Source organism: Ruminococcus sp. D54t1_190329_F1 (assembly GCF_015551645.1).
In the GTDB taxonomy this organism is placed as follows: Bacteria; Bacillota; Clostridia; order Lachnospirales; family Lachnospiraceae; genus Blautia_A; species Blautia_A faecis.
Genome location: NZ_JADNDC010000026.1, coordinates 34,989 through 53,278, shown reverse-complemented (window position 1 = coordinate 53,278; position 18,290 = coordinate 34,989). Strand labels below are relative to the sequence as shown.

20 protein-coding genes are annotated in these 18,290 nt (G+C 41.5%); all 20 read right to left on the bottom strand.

The window, feature by feature from the left end; all coding sequences use genetic code 11:
* Positions 1-285 precede the first annotated feature (285 nt).
* Entirely contained in the window at positions 286-786 is a 501-nt protein-coding gene (locus I2D69_RS20205; protein ID WP_227199047.1) for a hypothetical protein, read from the bottom strand.
* Positions 728-1,780: a hypothetical protein gene (locus tag I2D69_RS20200; RefSeq protein WP_227199046.1), complete on the bottom strand. Its 1,053-nt coding sequence runs from the start codon at positions 1,778-1,780 to the stop codon at positions 728-730. The genes I2D69_RS20205 and I2D69_RS20200 overlap by 59 nt, the downstream gene beginning before the upstream one ends.
* 5 nt (positions 1,781-1,785) lie before the next feature.
* A complete protein-coding gene (locus I2D69_RS12945) occupies positions 1,786-2,277 on the bottom strand; it encodes a sigma-70 family RNA polymerase sigma factor (protein WP_173772047.1) in 492 nt (163 codons plus the stop codon).
* Positions 2,278-2,454: 177 nt separating this feature from the next.
* Positions 2,455-2,757 carry a type II toxin-antitoxin system RelE/ParE family toxin gene (locus I2D69_RS12940; protein ID WP_118579489.1) on the bottom strand — a complete coding sequence of 101 codons (303 nt, stop codon included), beginning with the start codon at positions 2,755-2,757 and terminating at the stop codon, positions 2,455-2,457.
* Positions 2,750-3,013: a type II toxin-antitoxin system prevent-host-death family antitoxin gene (locus I2D69_RS12935; protein ID WP_118579486.1), complete on the bottom strand. Its 264-nt coding sequence runs from the start codon at positions 3,011-3,013 to the stop codon at positions 2,750-2,752. Before I2D69_RS12935 ends, I2D69_RS12940 begins: the two co-directional genes overlap by 8 nt.
* A gap of 81 nt (positions 3,014-3,094) precedes the next feature.
* On the bottom strand, positions 3,095-3,325 hold the full coding sequence (locus tag I2D69_RS12930; protein WP_195380009.1) for a hypothetical protein: 231 nt from the start codon (positions 3,323-3,325) through the stop codon (positions 3,095-3,097).
* A gap of 51 nt (positions 3,326-3,376) precedes the next feature.
* On the bottom strand, positions 3,377-4,297 hold the full coding sequence (locus tag I2D69_RS12925; protein WP_195380008.1) for a hypothetical protein: 921 nt from the start codon (positions 4,295-4,297) through the stop codon (positions 3,377-3,379).
* Positions 4,298-4,391: 94 nt separating this feature from the next.
* Positions 4,392-5,951 carry a HAMP domain-containing sensor histidine kinase gene (locus tag I2D69_RS12920; RefSeq protein WP_195380007.1) on the bottom strand — a complete coding sequence of 520 codons (1,560 nt, stop codon included), beginning with the start codon at positions 5,949-5,951 and terminating at the stop codon, positions 4,392-4,394.
* On the bottom strand, positions 5,935-6,618 hold the full coding sequence (locus I2D69_RS12915) for a response regulator transcription factor (protein ID WP_195380006.1): 684 nt from the start codon (positions 6,616-6,618) through the stop codon (positions 5,935-5,937). Before I2D69_RS12915 ends, I2D69_RS12920 begins: the two co-directional genes overlap by 17 nt.
* Before the next feature lie 117 nt (positions 6,619-6,735).
* Entirely contained in the window at positions 6,736-7,086 is a 351-nt protein-coding gene (locus I2D69_RS12910) for a DUF6075 family protein (protein WP_118579471.1), read from the bottom strand.
* 339 nt (positions 7,087-7,425) lie between these two features.
* Positions 7,426-8,364 carry a translation elongation factor Ts gene (gene tsf, locus I2D69_RS12905; protein ID WP_148461897.1) on the bottom strand — a complete coding sequence of 313 codons (939 nt, stop codon included), beginning with the start codon at positions 8,362-8,364 and terminating at the stop codon, positions 7,426-7,428.
* A gap of 108 nt (positions 8,365-8,472) precedes the next feature.
* Positions 8,473-9,213, bottom strand: a complete 741-nt coding sequence (rpsB, locus tag I2D69_RS12900) for a 30S ribosomal protein S2 (protein ID WP_118579468.1) — start codon at positions 9,211-9,213, stop codon at positions 8,473-8,475.
* A gap of 384 nt (positions 9,214-9,597) precedes the next feature.
* On the bottom strand, positions 9,598-10,416 hold the full coding sequence (locus I2D69_RS12895) for a pseudouridine synthase (protein ID WP_195380005.1): 819 nt from the start codon (positions 10,414-10,416) through the stop codon (positions 9,598-9,600).
* 22 nt (positions 10,417-10,438) lie between these two features.
* Positions 10,439-12,613 carry a DUF6449 domain-containing protein gene (locus tag I2D69_RS12890; RefSeq protein WP_195380004.1) on the bottom strand — a complete coding sequence of 725 codons (2,175 nt, stop codon included), beginning with the start codon at positions 12,611-12,613 and terminating at the stop codon, positions 10,439-10,441.
* Positions 12,591-13,490 (bottom strand): ABC transporter ATP-binding protein, encoded by a 900-nt coding sequence (locus tag I2D69_RS12885; RefSeq protein ID WP_173715908.1) that lies wholly within the window; start codon positions 13,488-13,490, stop codon positions 12,591-12,593. Before I2D69_RS12885 ends, I2D69_RS12890 begins: the two co-directional genes overlap by 23 nt.
* Positions 13,487-13,858 carry a GntR family transcriptional regulator gene (locus tag I2D69_RS12880; RefSeq protein ID WP_118579456.1) on the bottom strand — a complete coding sequence of 124 codons (372 nt, stop codon included), beginning with the start codon at positions 13,856-13,858 and terminating at the stop codon, positions 13,487-13,489. The genes I2D69_RS12885 and I2D69_RS12880 overlap by 4 nt, the downstream gene beginning before the upstream one ends.
* Positions 13,859-14,061: 203 nt before the next feature.
* Positions 14,062-14,877: a CPBP family intramembrane glutamic endopeptidase gene (locus tag I2D69_RS12875; protein WP_195380003.1), complete on the bottom strand. Its 816-nt coding sequence runs from the start codon at positions 14,875-14,877 to the stop codon at positions 14,062-14,064.
* Between the two features lie 20 nt (positions 14,878-14,897).
* A complete protein-coding gene (locus I2D69_RS12870; protein ID WP_195380002.1) occupies positions 14,898-15,545 on the bottom strand; it encodes an HAD-IA family hydrolase in 648 nt (215 codons plus the stop codon).
* Between the two features lie 166 nt (positions 15,546-15,711).
* Positions 15,712-16,971, bottom strand: coding sequence for a hypothetical protein (locus tag I2D69_RS12865; RefSeq protein ID WP_195380001.1), 1,260 nt, complete (start codon positions 16,969-16,971; stop codon positions 15,712-15,714).
* Positions 16,968-18,266: a serine/threonine-protein kinase gene (locus I2D69_RS12860; protein ID WP_195380000.1), complete on the bottom strand. Its 1,299-nt coding sequence runs from the start codon at positions 18,264-18,266 to the stop codon at positions 16,968-16,970. The genes I2D69_RS12865 and I2D69_RS12860 overlap by 4 nt, the downstream gene beginning before the upstream one ends.
* Positions 18,267-18,290 lie beyond the last annotated feature (24 nt).

The window sequence follows — 18,290 nt, the reverse complement described above, 5'->3', positions numbered from 1 at the left end:
AAAAAAGCCCCGAAAACCTTATAATCACTGTGAAACGTAGTGTTTATAAGGCTTTCAGGGCCTTTAAATACTTAAATTCAGACTTATTAAAATAATAGAAAGAAAACTTAAGTTAATGGATTATTTACCCATCTGCTTTGCGAAGTATTTGTGAACAGGCTTTATTTATATGGATTTGCGCGGTTCTGCCCATAAAGCTTACGCAAATTTGACGCAACTTACTGAATAAACTGGGGGTTCTGAACTTATTCTAATTCGGAATGGATCCGGCTCTTTTTTTCATGCCTACCAGCCAAACGCATCACGAATCAGTGCCCCCGTTTCCCCGTCTATGTAAAACAGTTCCTGTTCGTCCGGGGAATCTTTCCACTGGTAAGGGCAGCGAAAGCTCCAGACAGGTCTGTATGTGATTCCGTCTGCGGTTTCATCAATATAGTATTCCAAACATATTTTTGTAACTGGAATCGTGGTGGATTCTGTTTCCTCCGCAGTGTCCTGTTCCGTGAAGAGACCAATTTGGCCTTCTTTTACATATTGTTCCACTGACTTCATAATTTCTTCCATTGGAAGCATAGTAACTGTTTCTTCCACTTTCAACTGAAGCGGAATCGGTATGTTGAAATAACAGTCTTCAGGCGCAGGGCCAAAGCCTGCAGTTTCCAGATAACCATGCTGAGAAAGCCCGCCCACCGGGATCCCATTCAACAGAATCTCTGTATCGTAATAATCATATCCCTCCGTCATGTTGCTGATTGATTTTCTTACATACTGCTGTTTCCGGATCATATTTCTCATTCGCTCCCGTAGCATCTGAAGGATTTTCTGAGTCTGTTGTTTCCTGTGTACTCTCTTCCGTAGAATCCGAAATGGGTTCTACACCAGTATCTTCCGCCTGCATCTTTCCTTCTTTTCTGTATTTTTCTATAATATCCCGTACTTCATCATTTAACGGAAGGGTTACTGTAAGGGTCTGCGGCGTATATCCTCTGTAAGCATCCTCCGCAGGCAGTGCATAAGCCAGCATTCCTTCTGAATCTGTAAAAGAACCAGTTTTAAAAATCTTTCTGAAAGCTTCATCATCTTTCCAGGTGTAATAGATCCTGCCGTTATAATCCGGATATGCCTGAATGGTCATGGAAACCTCTACCTGGGAATCTTCATTTAATATTTTCTCTGTCAAAGCATCATCATACAGGGTAATATGTCCATAATAGAGATCTTCCCCGTCTATCTTATTCAAAGTTGCAAGTGCATCTTCTCCATTCACTGTCGCATGGTCACGGCAGCTGAGCGTATAATTCTCCACCGCCCCGGAAGGATCTCCAAGAAAGCTGAAACCGCTGCCATCAAAATACGCTTCTGTAACAGACAGCATAGACTGGTTCCAATCCCTCTCCTTTGGCGTTATATGATAAGAAGTCACATCTTCCACATTTTCTGCAGTTGAATCAGGTTCTGTGACAACCATTTGAACAGCTTCCTGTTCTGTAACCCCCTGCTGCTCCAGTTCTTTGTGAAGCCATCCAAGTTTTGTTGCAAGTACGCCGGTGCTGACGCCTAATACAGCAGCCACAGGAAGAAGAATCCGGATTATTTTTTTCTTATTCCCTGAATTTTTTGATCTTCCTTTATCTGATTTTACAATTAGATTCTTCGTGCTGCTCATTCTCTCATCTGGAGAATCCAAAATTCCCTTCAGAACATCTTCCATAGCTTTATCAATATTGTCCGGTATCACAGTTTCTTCTTTTAAAATTTTTCTGATTTCTTTTTCATCCATAGTCTTCACCTCCTGATCACCTTTTTTAATTTTGCTCTTGCCCGGGAAAGTTTGGTTGATACGGTGTTGTTGTTCATTTCAAGAAGATTACCAATTTCCTTTACGGAAAATTCATCAAAATAATAGAGTTCCACGATTTTCCGGCTTTCTTCATCCAGACATAAAAGCAATTGTTTCCATTCGCAGAGATCCAGATCTTCACACTGTACACCTTCTGAGAAATTATCCAGTTCCGCGTCATGGTTCTTTTGACGGAGAATGTCTTTGCATTCATTTATCAGAATCCGCATCAGCCAGGTTTTAAAATATTTCACTTCCCTTAATCCCTGTATCTTTTCATAACAGGACAGGATCGTATTTTGCAGTGCATCTGCAATGTCCTGTTCGTTCCGAAGATAAACCCAGGCAGCTTTATACATGCTCTGCTTATTTATCCGGATCAGCTGAACGAACGCTTCTTTATCTCCATTTTTAGCAGCTGTTACCAAAGCCTCCATTTTATTCCCCCTTTTTGTTTTTATAACTATTAGACTTAAAATATGGGAATTTGCTTTCAAAAATTTTTTATTTTTACAAAACAAGACACAGGCAATCGAAACTTGACTGTCTGTGTCCTTTTTATATCTGACTATCATTCTTAAATGTTATTTTGTACAGCAGTTCAACCCTTTCGTTTACATCTGCCTTCCCTGATATTGCACTGTCAATACAAATACTTTTTTCTTGTTTTCATCAACTTTAAAAATAGCAATATAATTGTCAATGATCAGCTGTTTATATTCTTTTCCGGCATAGCGGCCTACCAGACGGTCCTGGTGCGATTTTGGAAACAGTTCCAGCTTTTTTATTGCCTGCCAAATCCGATCCGTCTGTTCTTTTGCAGTTTCAGGTGACAATCTTTCAAGTGCAATATAAGCATAAATATCATGAATATCCCGGTACGCTCTTGGATACAGCATTACCTCATATTTATCCATAATATTTCTTGTTGAGCTGTTCCATTGCACTTTCTAATGAAATCGGCTCTGCTCCTTCTGTGACTTCCTGTTCTGCTTCATAAATTGCCTGATCGATCTTGTTTGTCTGGGCAAAACGTTCATACAGCTCTGAACTCATTACAACTAAGTCACTATATCCATTTTTCGTAATAAATATTGGTTCCTGCTTTTTATGTGCCAGTTCCGATATTTCACTGGTTTTTCTTAAATCTCTAATCGGCATAATTGTTGGCATAATGAACACCTCTCTTTCTTGTGCTATAATTGTATCATAATTATGAGTCGGTGTAAATTCTTATTCTAGAATTTTTGAAAATTATGTATGAACTTCCAGAAATTTTCCGCCTAAAACTCGCACCACAGCCGCAGCTGTGGTGCATTCTTGTCTATTATTTTTTATAACCTTACGACAACTAAAATCTATTCTTAGATCTCGAAATTTTAATTTTTCCGTTTTAGTATTCTGAATCTGAAAAGACTTTACACCTATGCCTAAACATGACACAATCCAGTCAATCATGTTCTCTTCATAATCCTCAAATGTCAAAATCAACATTTTCCCAATATGCTTCACCTCGCAAACGTTTATATCTAATTTCTAATTCAAATGCGCTATACGTGCCATAACTTCTTCCATTGTAATCTGTCTCACAGTTTTAATCCTGCCATCATCTTCCCGTTTCACTATCAGATATATCTTATTATCTTTTGCCTCCTTGCTTCCATTCTGGTAAAAACTTCCATCCTCGTCCATTAGTAAATGAACTTCTTTTCCATGCCACATCCAGCTACCTGTCGCAGAATCGAGGTCTATGCCATTCTGCTTATATTCCTGAATCTTTATTTCTGAATTAAGATTATCTCCTACTACACAGGTACCCTCTGCTGTTTCCACTGCATTTTCAACTGTATCCTTCTGTTCCGCATAATTTGACACCACATCTTCTGTCACTACTGCTGTTTCCGTCGCTGACCCATCATTGGCTTCCGTTACTGTTTCCTCATCGTAAGCAAACATATGAATACTACTTCCCGTTTCTGTATCCACAGCTTCTTGTACATAAGATGATTCTTTTCCAGCCGCTGCTTCCATTTCCTTTGTCCGCTGGTCATATTCTTCCTGTGTAGCAATCCGAACGCCCGTTAATCTGTAATCGTCTTCCCTTACCGTATAGACATCAATTTCACCTTCCGGCATCTGGATCGACTTATAAGTATCCTCAAGCTGTCGGTCAATCAGCCATCTTACGGTTTTCCCCTGATAATACAGTGTATCACTGTCTGCATCATAAGTAACACCGTAGCATTCAAGATAAGCAAGTTCATTACGCATTTCTTCCTTATGCCAGTCGGATAATTTTTCCTTTTCTTCCTCTGTCAGATTGGAAGATGAAGAATCTTCGGAGATAAATACCTTTCCTCCCATATCATATCCGTAAGTCATTGCCTGCACACTGTAGCCGCATACTGCCACAGATAAGGTAGTTCCCATTAATAAAGCTGCAATTTTTCTTTTCATTGTACATCCAACTCCTTTACATTTTTTATTATGTCCATACCATACCATTGAATTTTGTAATGTAATTGGAGTTTATATGTGATTCGTGTGTGATTTATAGAGAAAAGGAAAAACAAACCCCATCACATGTATTACCCATACGATAGCTTGCTCCATGCTGGTCCAAGATCATTTTTACAATATAAAGACCCAATCCGCTTCCACCGGTCTGGCGGTTACGGGACTGTTCCATACGATAAAATGCTTCAAACAAATGGACTAATGCTTCTTCCGGAATAAACACCCCGGTATTTTCAATCTGGCAATATACCGTCTCGGTATCTGTTCCCGGTTTCAGCAAAACTCTGATATGATTTCCTTTTTCTTCCGGCGTATAACGGATGGCATTAAGCAGAAGGTTAGAAAAAACTTTGTCCATCATCACCGGATTCACATCTGCATACAAATGTTCTGGGATCTCCACTTGCAGTTCCAGTTTTTTATTTTCTATCAGTTCAGCCATATCAGCAATCTGCAAGCGGAGCTGTTCTGCTATATCGGTCTTTTGTGTAATAAATTTGTTATTCTCGATCCGTGAAACAGTCAGAAGTTCCTTTACCATGTCTTCCATTTTTTCTGTGGTTTCCAGTGACCGCTGCAAATAGTAATTTCTGTCCCTGTATTCCCCTACTCCCTGCAGCATTCCGGACAAGTGCCCTTTCAATATTGTAATCGGTGTTTTCAGTTCATGGGACACTGCTGAAAAAAATGCAATTCTCTTTTTCTCTATCTTGCGTTCCATTTCGATATCTGACTTAAGCTTTTCATTTGCACTCTTCAGTTCTTCCAATGCTCGTGAGAGGTTTTTGGAAAGCTCATTCAAGCTTTCCCCTAATACTCCTACTTCATCTGTTCTTTTCCCCTGATAGGAACTGTCAAAATCAAGCGCAGCCATATTTTGAGCCAGTTGACTTAACCTAACGATCGGAAATGTCAAATAAAGGGATGCCCCCAGTGCAAACAATATGGAAACTACAATAGCGATTCCAAGGATATACGGCAGTATCTGATATAATATTTCAAGAGCCTGATTGACTGGCTGCATTCCCCCAGAAACAATCATTGTATATGTTTCTCCACCCACTGTAACGCTGTACCGTTTCACTGCTGAATTATCTCCGACTTCTGCAATTCCATCAGCCTGTTGGACGACATCCTCTGTTACGACGTCCGCCTGGCCGATTACTCCCTCTTCATAGGCCGCATTTTCTTCCTGTACGATAGTGGTTTGCTCTGCGCTATTTTCGTGTGTCAATATCATATCACCCATATAACCCTGCTCTACCACACCATTATCCAATACATCTTCTGTCACGGCTGTACTCTCAGCCGGCCATATCCTATTTCCCTGTTCATCCAAAATCACGACTGAAACTTTCGAACCTGCTTCAAACAATTCAATGGCATAAGAAGCTTCATTAATCGTTTCATAAGAATGAATGGTTTCAATCATTTCCTGTGAAACCGAATCAATATCCTTCTGTAGCTGTTTACTATAATAGGTTGGAAGGAATCCTACAATTACCGCATATGTAATTCCACTGGATACTGCCAGTAAGACAGCAATCAGTGTGCAAATTTTTATGGTCAGACTGTTTTTAATTCTCTTTATCAATCCGGTATCCCACCCCTCTTATTGTACTAATCAGATTTACTCCCAGCTTTTTGCGGATATTCTTAATATGTGTATCCACAATTCGCTCTTCCCCATAATAATCTTCTCCCCATACCATATTTAGAAGTTTCTGGCGTGTCAAAACGATTCCTTTGTTAATCAGCAGAACATATAGCATTTCAAATTCTTTCTGTGTTAATTCAACCTCTATCTGTTCTCCCTTTTCTGCTTTACTAATATAAACATGATGCCCCTTCACATCCACGCTTAACGTTTTATAAGAAATCACCTGCAATTCATCTTCTCTTTGTGTCCTTCTCAAGATTGCTGCAATTTTTCTCAATAAAATGGGTATAGAAAACGGCTTGGTGACATAATCATCTGCATTCATATCAAAGCCTTTGATCTGATACGCTTCTTCATCTAATGCCGTAAGCATGATAATTGGTACATTCGATTCTCTACGGATTAATTCACATACTCCAAAACCGTCTATCTTTGGCATCATAACATCCAACAGCACAAGATCAAACTCGCCATTGTGAAATTTTGCAATCCCATCCACACCATCATACGCCAGTGTAACTGCATATCCTTGATCTATCAAATAGTTTTCTAATATTTTCTGAATGTCATCCTCATCTTCAACAACCAATATTCGATACATAAAATCACTCCCCACAATTTCTTTTTAATATTTCCTGTAATTATACATTAGATATATGGAGTTACGATGGAGTTAATAAAAAATATAGAATTATTTTCACACATAAAATCTATATCATTATAATAAAACCATTTTCTTTTCATGGCAATGCGTTTTAATCATTCCGATGTTACAACATAATTGGCTAAGTAATCGGAACACTACTCCAAGATTGATAGTGGTAGTGGTCTTTCCTCCACCTTCCTGCAGACATTCTGGCTTCACACTGCCATTTTTAAAATCATAAATTTTGTTAACGTGTTTTCGTGTATCTCTGTCAATTCCAAGACAATATACCAATGCTTCATGATATACGTCTTTCCATCTGCATTTAGGCAGATATTCCAAATAGAATTCCTTATGTTCTTTGCTCATAAAAGTTATTGTGCGAGCATCCTCGCCAGCTGCGCCTATCGCTGTACTTGCCATATTGATTTCCTCCTTATGCAATTAGTTTTTAAGTTTATAATTTGATTTTTGAAAATTATGGCGATCTGATGAAACCGCTGATAATTTGAGTAACTTCGCTGAAGATTGCAAGCCTTTGCTTTTACTCAGTTTTTCCTTACTCAATACTCAATTTTTGGAGATTCTTGGTGATTTCCAGCGATGCTTGGCGGTATTTAGGACTTTTTTAGAAAAATATAGAAAAAAGCCCCGAAAACCTTATAATCACTGTGAAACGTAGTGTTTATAAGGCTTTCAGGGCCTTTAAATACTTAAATTCAGACTTATTAAAATAATAGAAAGAAAACTTAAGTTAATGGATTATTTACCCATCTGCTTTGCAACTTCCTCAGCAAAGTTCTCTTCTTTCTTCTCGATTCCGTCTCCGGTCTCGTAACGAACGAAGCCTTTGATTGTGATCTTAGCGCCGTTTTCTTTAGCAACCTGTGCTACGTAGTTTCCAACGGACTGTTTTCCGTCTTCTGCTTTTACGTAAATCTGGTCAAGAAGGCAGATCTCTTTAAGCTCTTTCTTGATACGTCCTGTGATCATTCCCTGAATAACCTTCTCCGGTTTCTGGGATTCCTTAGGATCGTTCTGGATCTGAGCCATAAGGATTTCTTTCTCATGCTCGATATACTCAGCACTTACTTCGCTGTCGCTTGTGTAAAGAGGTTTCAGAGCTGCAACCTGCATTGCAACGTTCTTAGCCATCTCTTTAACAGCGTCGTTTACAACATCTGTCTCAACGTCAACAAGAACGCCGATCTTTCCGCCCATATGTGTGTAGGAAGCAACGAAACCGTTCTCCTCTTTCATCTGAGCGAATCTACGGATGTTCATGTTCTCACCGATAACTGCGATCTGAGCTGCAAGAGCTTCTTTAACAGTCTTAGTGGTATCAAGTGCCCATGCCTCTGCAAGGAAAGCATCGATATCAGCTGCTGTAGTTGTCAGAGCCTGAGCTGCAACATCTGCAACATACTGCTGGAATTTCTCGTTCTTAGCAACGAAGTCTGTCTCGGAGTTAACCTCAACAACAACTGCGTTCTTAGCATCGTCAGCAACAAGTGTCTTGCAAAGACCCTCTGCTGCAACACGGTTTGCTTTCTTCTGAGCGGTAGCAAGACCTTTCTCGCGAAGGAACTCTACTGCTTTATCCATATCGCCTTCTGTAGCTGTAAGAGCTTTCTTACAGTCCATCATACCAGCGCCGGTCATCTCTCTTAACTCTTTTACCTGTGCTGCTGTAATAGCCATTTTCATTTCCTCCTGATTGATAGTGTGTTGTAAGGACCTGTCCGTCAGCTGTGGATATGCCTATGCAGGCATAGCTCATTCACAGCTGACGTCCAGAATTTTCACAAATTATTCCTCTGTAGCGAACTCTTCAGACTCAGCCTGGATTTCTCCCTCAGCGTCTGTCTGTCCCTGGTTTGCTTCGATAACTGCGTCAGCCATCTTGGAAACGATCAGTTTTACAGCACGGATAGCGTCATCGTTACCCGGGATTACGTAATCCAGTTCTTCTGGGTCACAGTTAGTATCGCAGATTCCGATAAGCGGAATTCCCAGTGTATGAGCTTCCTGAATGCAGATTTTTTCCTTCTTAGGATCTACTACGAAGATAGCATCTGGAAGTCTCTTCATTTCTTTGATACCGCCAAGGTTCTTCTGAAGTTTATCTAATTCTTTTCTTAAAGCGATAACTTCTTTCTTAGGCAGAACATCGAATGTTCCATCAGACTCCATGGTCTCGATCTCTTTCAGTTTCGCAATACGGCTCTGGATAGTCTTGAAGTTGGTAAGCATACCGCCTAACCATCTCTCATTTACATAGAACTGTCCGCAACGCTCAGCCTCTGTCTTGATAGCGTCCTGAGCCTGTTTCTTAGTACCAACGAAAAGGATATTTCCGCCGTTAGCTACGATATCAGCGATTGCATTATAAGCATCGTCAACCATTCCTACAGACTGCTGTAAGTCGATGATGTAGATACCATTTCTCTCTGTGTAGATGTATGGAGCCATTTTAGGGTTCCATCTTCTTGTCTGATGTCCGAAATGAACACCTGCCTCTAAAAGCTGTTTCATTGAAATAACGCTCATGTCTTTTTCTCCTTTTGGTTAAATTCTTCCGCATGGATCCTTTTCCTCTCGGACCCAGCCTCACACCGCAGGGCACCATCCTGGGAATCTCCATGCGTGTTTGATGGTTTACAACTTTTGCATTATAACATGACAAAACCCTCCGTGTAAAGAGGGTTTTTGCAAATTTTTCCGCTAATTTTTCCGCTATTTTACAGTGAAAGTCCCAGACGACAGCCATGAATGAGCCGGGCTTGCATGAGCGAATTCATGGATATCGGGCGGACTATACCGTATGAGTAAGTAGGACGATAGCCCGAATTACGAATACGGTCGGCAGCTGCAAAGCAGCTGACTTTCATATTCAACAATATCTGCGTAAACAGACATATCCTTTTAGGAGTTTTAGCATTTCAGAGCCGACAGTTCATCAGGCGTCAGTTCCCTGGCCTGGCCTTTCAGCAGGTCATCTGGCAAAGTCAGCGACCCCATAGAAATCCGTTTCAGATAAATTACTTTCTTTCCAACAGCTTCCATCATTCGCTTCACCTGATGAAAACGACCCTCGTGGATTGTCAGAAGAATTTCAGAACACCAGATGCTGCCCTCCGGATCTGCCTTATGTCCTGCAGCATTTGAATTGGCTATCACTGCTCCTGATTCACCTTCGATATTTTTACGGTCAACATTCTCTTCCCATGTTCTGAGAATCTCCAACTTCCCCGGCAAGGTCGGCTCCTCATCTCCAATATCCACACCTAACCGTATCTTCTCTATATCCTCCGGCACCACTTTTCCTTCTGTCACCGCGAAATACGTCTTATCCACATGTTTCTTCGGAGAAAGCAGCTGGTGGGCCAGCTGGCCGTCATCTGTAATAAGAAGCAGGCCTTCCGTATCCTTATCCAGACGTCCTACAGGAAAAAGATTCCGCCTGCCATCCTTTGGCACCAGTTCCAGAACTGTCTTTTCCCTGGTATCTTCTGTGGCACTTACATATCCGGCAGGCTTGTGCAAAAGATAGTACACAAACTCTGCCCTTGCTCCAATATGCTCTCCGCCAAATTCTACCACGTCCGTCTCCGGATCTATTTTCAGTTCCGGTTTTTTCGCTTTCTCACCATTTACCTGAACCATTCCTTTCTGGATCAGCTTCTTCACTTCCGTTCTCGTACCTGCTCCTGAATCCGCCAGAAATCTGTCCAGTCTCACTGCTTTTCCCATTCTTTATAGTAGCTCTCCTTCTTTATTCCTTTTCAAAAACCTCAAAGGATAATGCCCGCTGTGAATCCTCTTTCATAAATTCCGGAACATCCTTCGCCATTATGGACCACGCTGCCTCTGATTCCACTCCGTCAATCACAACCTTCAGGCTGGCCCATTTATCAGCTTCCCTTTTTTCCCAGAATGGCACCATCTGGTAACATCTCAGAACCTTTTTCAGTTCTTCCAGCTGTTCCGGTTGATCGTAAACTACAGGAGAAGAATATTCATTGTGCTCCTCATTCATATAATATTCCACTTCCACAGCGCTCAGCTTCACATCCTCCATAGAGACAGGATACCCTGTTTCCTTCAAAATTCCAACTGTCCTTTTGAACTGCGGGAATACATAAAAGCATGCGGAAAAATAATAGTCTCCGGTTCTGCCAGGCACCATGGCATCAACTGATTCTGCAGATGGTACTCCGGAATACTCAATGTTCAGGCTTGCACATGGCTCTCCGGTCAGCACTTCCGGATCCGCCTCCTCTACATCCTGACGAAATGCATCCACCAACAGCTGTCTCTTTGCCTTATTGTCCTGGAAAAGGGAAATAGATTCTCCTGTAATAAAATCACAGCGCACCTCATCCACATATTTATCATCCAGCTTTAAAATGGAATAGCGCTCAGACTTTAAGGTTCCCTCCGCATATCCCTCTTTATACAAGTTCTTCTGATTCTCTGTGCTGACCATATAAGAGCGATAAACAGTTTTTCCGGATTTCAGGTCATAACGCATCTGAAGTCTTGATGTATCGTTAGAAGAATCCCATATATCGCCGTTCCACAGCGCTCTGTTGTCACTATCTTCTGAAAGGGATCGGCATATAACCTTGTTTTCCTTCACAATCTGCTCCACACATGCATAAATATCAGGACTAATGCCCAGATTATTGCCCAGAAGATCTCCATTCCTATAATATCCGGAATCCTGTGTGGAAATCTTGCCATCTTCATTTATTTCAACGCTATAAGTATTCTCCCATCCACCGCCATCCGTAAATTCAGCTGCAATATTTTCGATTTTATCATAAGAAGGGATATAGTTGTCGTATCCAGTCAGGTCAAATAAGAACATACAGGCCACAAATGCTACACAGGCCCCGCTTACCACAAACTGTATTTTATTGGAGAAAAATTTCCGGAAATCCCTGTAATAAATAATTCCCATTATCCCACCTGAAAAAAGGGTTCCAAAAATCAATCCGAAAATCCACCATACAATTCTGGAATTGTCACTTGGAAGCATATAGAAAATAAGTCCGATTCCAAGTCCTCCGGGAACCACAATCATAAATCTTATGATTGTGCCAACCCATGGAAAAACAAAGGCCATACCGGTTCTTTCGGATTTTCTGTTTACAAATGCATAATATCCAAGAACGCCAAAAGCGATTGTCACCAGAAGCACAATTCCCAGAATGCCACCATAATTTCCTTCTGCATATTTTCCCACAAAGGTGTAGGCAAGGATGACTGGTGACGCCATTTCTCTCAAGCCTTTTATAAAGCCATAGACACCTACACTGCTGGTATAATAAAAGACTTTTTCGTAAAACTGCAGAGTAACAGAAAGCACCGGTCCATAAGCAGCCACTGCAATAAGCAGAAGAGCTCCCATAAGCAGATGGCCGGTAATGCAGATTACAAACACAACCGAAAAATACAAAAGCAGATATAAAAGCAAATGAAATACCATCATCAAAAATGCCAGTTTCATAAGATGAAGGCTGAAAAATCCCCTCATTGCCCCGATGCAGACGGAGAAAAATTCCATTGCCAGATATGGAAGCAAATAATACAAAAGGGACTGCAAAGTCTTATGCCAGAACATTCTGCTTCGTTTCACCGGAAGACTGTGATAGAAATCAATTTTCCGCGGTGAATAAAGATACCAGAACTGGCTGATTCCGTTAAACAATGCTGCAGTTGCCGCAACTGCAAGTCCGGTGAGCATAAATCCATCCTGCCACAGATTTGCATAAAGTGCATTGATCTCACTGGTGGTGTATCCCATTCCAAACCAGTTTCCCAGCATGATCAGCTCTGCCACCGGAAATGCCAGAAGAAATCCGATGGTCACAAAAGCCGGAATCCACATCATGCCTTTTGATGACACCTTCATATATCTGCTAGAATAAATTTTTGATTTCATAGCCTGCCACCTCCGTTTCACTGATAAAAATTTCCTCCAGGGTCAGAGGAAGCACCTCCATAAAGAGAGGATTTTTGGCCTGGATCTTCTCTATGATCTCACTTCTGGTTCCCCGGGCTGTTATCATAAGAAGAGACCCCTGATGCTGCACCTTCAAAACCTGAAGTTCCTTTTCCAGTTCTTTTTCCTGCTGTCTTCCGCTAAGCACACACTGTATCTTGTGAATGTGAAATTTCATGTCTTCCAGATCTTTGGAAAGAAGAATCCCCCCTTTATGCAAAAGCCCGACATGGTCGCAGATATCCTCCAGTTCGCGCAGATTGTGAGACGCGATCACAGGAGTAAATTCCCGGTTCATAATCTCCGACGCAAACAGGCTCTTTACTGCCTGACGCATTACCGGATCAAGTCCATCAAAGGTCTCATCGCAAAACAGATATTTCGTTGCCGCGCACACACCGATGATTACCAGAACCTGTTTTTTCATACCTTTGGAAAAAGTTGCAATTCTGCGATTTTCTTCCAGATGGAATTGTTCCATCAGTTCATGAAAAAACCTGGTTCGAAACTGAGGATAGAAGTTCCGGTAAAAGCGCACCAGATCCATTGCTGTATAATTTGCCGGAAAATAACTGTCATCTGAGATATAGAAAAACAGTTTCTTTGCTTCTTCATTTTCATACACTGGCATACCGTCAATCTGGATTTCCCCTTCATCTGGCCTTATAATTCCAGCCATCATCCGAAGCAGGGTGCTTTTCCCGGCGCCGTTACTGCCCACAAGACCAAACACTTCCCGCACCCCAACATCCAGAGTTGCTTTATTGACCGCTTTGACAGTGCCAAACGCCTTACTGCATTCTTTGACTTCTATCATGGCTTCTCCTCCTTGTAACACTCCCCGATAATATAGATCAGCTCTTCCTCATTCATTCCCATAGCCTTTCCCTTCTGAATCATGGCTTTTAGTTCTTTTGTATAGGAAGCTTTGCTAAGCTTACGCACTTCTTCACTGTCTGCGATAAAATTTCCTGTTCCTTTAACCGGGTAGATCAGTCCCTCCTGTTCAAGCTGCATGTAGGCTCGCTGGATGGTGTTGGGGTTGATCGATAATTCCATGGCCAGCTGCCGCACAGAGGGCATTCTGGAGCCTGGCTCCAGTACTCCCTTCAGGATCAGGTTCCGGAATTTCTCCTCCACCTGCTCGTACAGTGGCCTTCTGTCCTGATAATCTAAAACGATCATAGACAGGCCTCCTCCTTTCTAAGTGTATTAATACGTTTAATACACTTAAGATAGCATATGTGTACTTTAAATTCAAGACGGGAAATTCTTAAATATTTATAAAGTGGAATGCGCCAACAAAAAACCTTCTCACAATCTCCCCTGTTTTTCCAGGATTTTGTAAGAAGGTCTTCTATTTTTCTTAATATATTTGCGATTATATTTTATATCAGCCTCGTACACCCTCGTTTCTGGTAATTCTTATAGCATCTCCAGATACCATAAGTTCCTGCAAAAACAAGAAACAGATTCAGTGCAATTACGGATGTGGCTCCTGTATGATCCAGCATGTACAGCATCACATCACTGACCAGCAGGCTCCAGATATTTGCCCCCATATGAAGAAATACACTGGCAAACAGATTTCCTCTCCATTCCAGGATCAATGCGAAAAGCAATCCCATAATAGTTGCATACACTCCCTGGAGCAGATTCATATGGTAAATTCCAAATGTCAGTCCTGAAAACAGTGCAGCTGTGATCACGCGCATATTATCTCTCATACGAAGAAATACCAGCCAGCGGAAAATAACCTCTTCTGCAAAAGGTGCTGCAATCCCCATCCAGAAAATCAGGCTCCAGATACTTTTCCCCTCGGAAATCAGGGACTGGGTTTCCTGATAAGCTTCCGGATTCAAATATTGCTGAAAAAGACCTACCAGAATGTTTCCATATTGACCAAGAAATGCGCCAATTACAAGAAACCCCAGGATTTCAGGAACAGGAAGGTGACGATCAGCTGCAGGATATAATATCCCGGTTTCTTTTCTTCTTGAAAAATCGCCCCGATACAACAATATGCAGGGAACTGCAGCCAGAATCCCTGTCAGACCAGTCAGCATAAGCACATGCTGGTAATATGCACTCATATCTTCGCCAGTCCGCTGCACTAGAAAATATAGTCCCAGATAGGAGACAAGCTGGGAAAGCACAAAATGGATTCCCACCGGATACAGACACTTCCATGCCAAAACCGGCATTTTCTGTTTTCTTCTGGGGCTCAGGCGAAAAAATCCAGTATTTCCTCTGCCGAATTCACAATTTTAAAAGGATGGGCATTTTTCAGTTCTTCTTCGGTTCCGTACCCATAGGAAACTGCAATGCATTCCAATCCGGCGCGTCTTGCCCCAAATACATCATGCTCTTTATCACCCACCATGATCACCTGGTCACGGTGTTCAGAAAGTCCCAGCCGCTTCAGAGTTTCCTCGATCACCTCTGTCTTATTGGTTCGTCTACCCTCAGGCTCACTTCCAACCATCTCGTCAAAATAAGAATCAATATGGAAATATTCCGCAACAAGCTTCACAAAATTCTCTGGTTTGGAAGATGCAATGGCAAGTTTGTATCCTCTTTGTTTCAGTCCGGATAACATTTCCGGAATGCCGGGATACAGTTCATTCTCATAAATTCCCACCGGCGCATATCGTTCTCTGTAAATCTCAACTGCCTTTCTTGCCGTTTCTTCGTCAATTCCCGCATATTCCTGAAACTGCTCCAAAAGGGGCGGTCCCACAAAAACGCGCAGCTTCTGAAGATCTGGTTCTGGTTTTCCTACCTTCTCCAGAGCATATTGTACGGATTTGGTAATTCCCTCCCCGGAATCGGTGAGAGTTCCGTCCAGATCAAATAAAATAGCTTTGTACATCTGTGTTTTGCCTCCTGTACCGTCATGTAATTTTTGTCATTGATTTTTCAAGTCTTTCGCTATATGGGTGTTAATTATAACATCATTTCTTTATAACGTCCAGATGGCAAAATCTTAGTTAATGGTTACCATTCACTCCATGACCAGTAACAATTGATGCACACTTTCAAAACTCCCATATAGGCATATGCACAATTCTTCTCCCATCTATTACAGCAATCACCTTCACAGTATTTTCCTTCGCTGTAATCGGCTGGTCAAATATAAGGGTATCCCCCTTCTGGTGCCAGAAAATCTCATCACCATTTAGGTTCAAAGACAGAATTGTAACATCCTGCTCACCGGTAGTTCTTATAACTTGTATTTCAGGATATTCATTTACAGGGACTGTTTCTTCGTGTACAAAACGTATTGTGCCATTTTCATTATCATTTATGTTATTGTTTTTATTTATGTTTTCATTTTTTTCTCTATTTTCATCATTTCTGTTATAGAATCCAAGTCCATGAGATGTCTTTGCCATTCCGACTGCTGTAAAAACCGTGCCGGCCCCCGTGAGCTTCAAGTACTCACTGGTATTTTCTTTTTTGGAACTTTCCGTAATTTTTGCTTTGGCCCTATTCTCTTTTTTCCGATCAGTATTCTTTGTTTCTCTGGCAGTAATCCTGCTTTCACTTATATTTTCATCTGCTGCGGTATCTTCTGACTTTTCTTCTTTGCTTTTTGCTCTATTCTTCTCTACACGGGGAGTCTTTTTTGTAGTATTGCTTTTAGACTCAGTTCCATTGTCAATGTTGTCTGCATTTATATTCGTTTTCTTATTCTCTGCGTTTTTGTTTGCCGGTGAGGCTGCCGTGACACTGTTTTCTTTCTTTATTTCTTTCTTGTTTTCTTTTGGTCTTCTCTCAGCACCCGCAGCTTGAGGTTTTTCCCAGCCCTCCTCATCACCTGTGTTGTCACCGTTCTCTGTTTTCGACAAGCCAGCTCCTGCGTTGCTATTATTATTGTTATTATTCCCGCTGTTGTTATCGTTACTGCTGCCGCTATTATGACTGTTATTATTACCGTCATTTTCTATGTCATTACTGCTAGTACCGCCATTCGCGCTGTCACTATTGCGGTTGTTATTACTCTCATTACCATTACTGCCCCCATTTTCTTTCTGCTCTGGCTCCGTAGTTTCCTGATTTCCTTCAGCCTCCTCCCAATTATCAAATATACCTTCATCAGCACCAATATCGATATCAAATCCTCCAAATTCCCCACCATAAGTGTAAAGTATACCAACTTTGGTAATAAGTAAAATCACTGTCACCATCAGATAAATTCCAGGTTTCCGAAAGTTATTCCAGATGCTGTGCGAATATATACCTCTTCGATTTGAATTTTTCGCAATTTTTCTCCTTATGCTTCTCCATCTTTTCATTTTCCCTCACCTGTTTCACTTTCCATCTGTTTTTCCCAGATTTCAACGCTCTTACAATCCGTCCCATCTGCCTTACTGCTTCTGTATAAAACATAAAGTCTCCTGCTGGAATTCTTCTGACCTCTTCGCAAAAGGAACAGTCCATATTTCCCATACCCTTCTGCAAATTCCGGCGCATACAAAAGCAGCTGCTCATAATACACGGCGGCCCGTTCCCACTCTTTCTGAAGTTCCGCATTTACCGCCAATAATAAAAGCAATTTTCTCTGCTCTTCATCTTTCGTATATTCTTTTTGCAGTTTTTGCAAAGCACTTTCTGCATGCTCGCATTTTTTAAGAAGAAATTTATCTGCTTCTTTGTCTGTACTTTTTTTATCCGCTTCTGCTGCAAATTTCTTTGACAACGAAGAAGACTCATTTTCCTCTATCTCGTAATATCCTTTCGTTACTTCTGCCAATGCACTTTCGAAAGCTGCCTGCTGCTCTGATCCTGCAAGAAATACACCTGCAGCCAGCAAAATCCCCGTAGTTCCAATCACCACCGCTGCATTTTTTCTGGCAAGCCCTTTTCTTTTTCCTATACCAGAAAGCATTTTTCTTGCCTGTGCCGCATTATCAAATCGTCTTTTCCCCTGAGGCCGGGTACATTTATAGAGAAACAAAGCAAATCCCGGAACTTTCCACAAAACAGATAACCAGTTTTTTCCTGCCAGCGCCTGTAATGTTTTTCCCAAAGCATAAAGATCACTGGAGCTGTTTACTTTTCCCTCATATTGTTCTGGAGCTGCAAAGCCTTCTGTTCCCATACAGATCCGCTGATTTTCTCCAAATCCAAACACCGCGCTCCCAAAATCCACCAGATACAATTTGCCCGAATCTGAAAGCATAAGATTATCCGGTTTCAAGTCCCCATAATATACCGGCGGCTTTTGCCCATGAAGATATTCCAGAACTGCAAGCACAGTGTCTCCGTAGGAAAGAAGCTCATCCGCTGCAAAAACATGTCCCTCCTTTAACATCTGTCCAAGGGACTTTCCACGAATATATTCCATGATCAGATAACAGTGATTTCCATTTTCCACATAATCTACCATCCGTGGAATGGATGGATGTTCCAGAAGCCGCAGCAGTCTGGCTTCACGCTTTTTCTCAAGGGGAAGTTCTTTTACTGCCCAGTAATTTCCAAGCTCCATATCCCTGGCAAGGTACAAATGCCCCTCCCCGCCTGCGCCCACCTGCTCCAGGATACAGTAACGCATTTTCAAGATCATACCTGTAAGATTGATGATAATCACCTCTTTTTCATAAAAACATGTAAC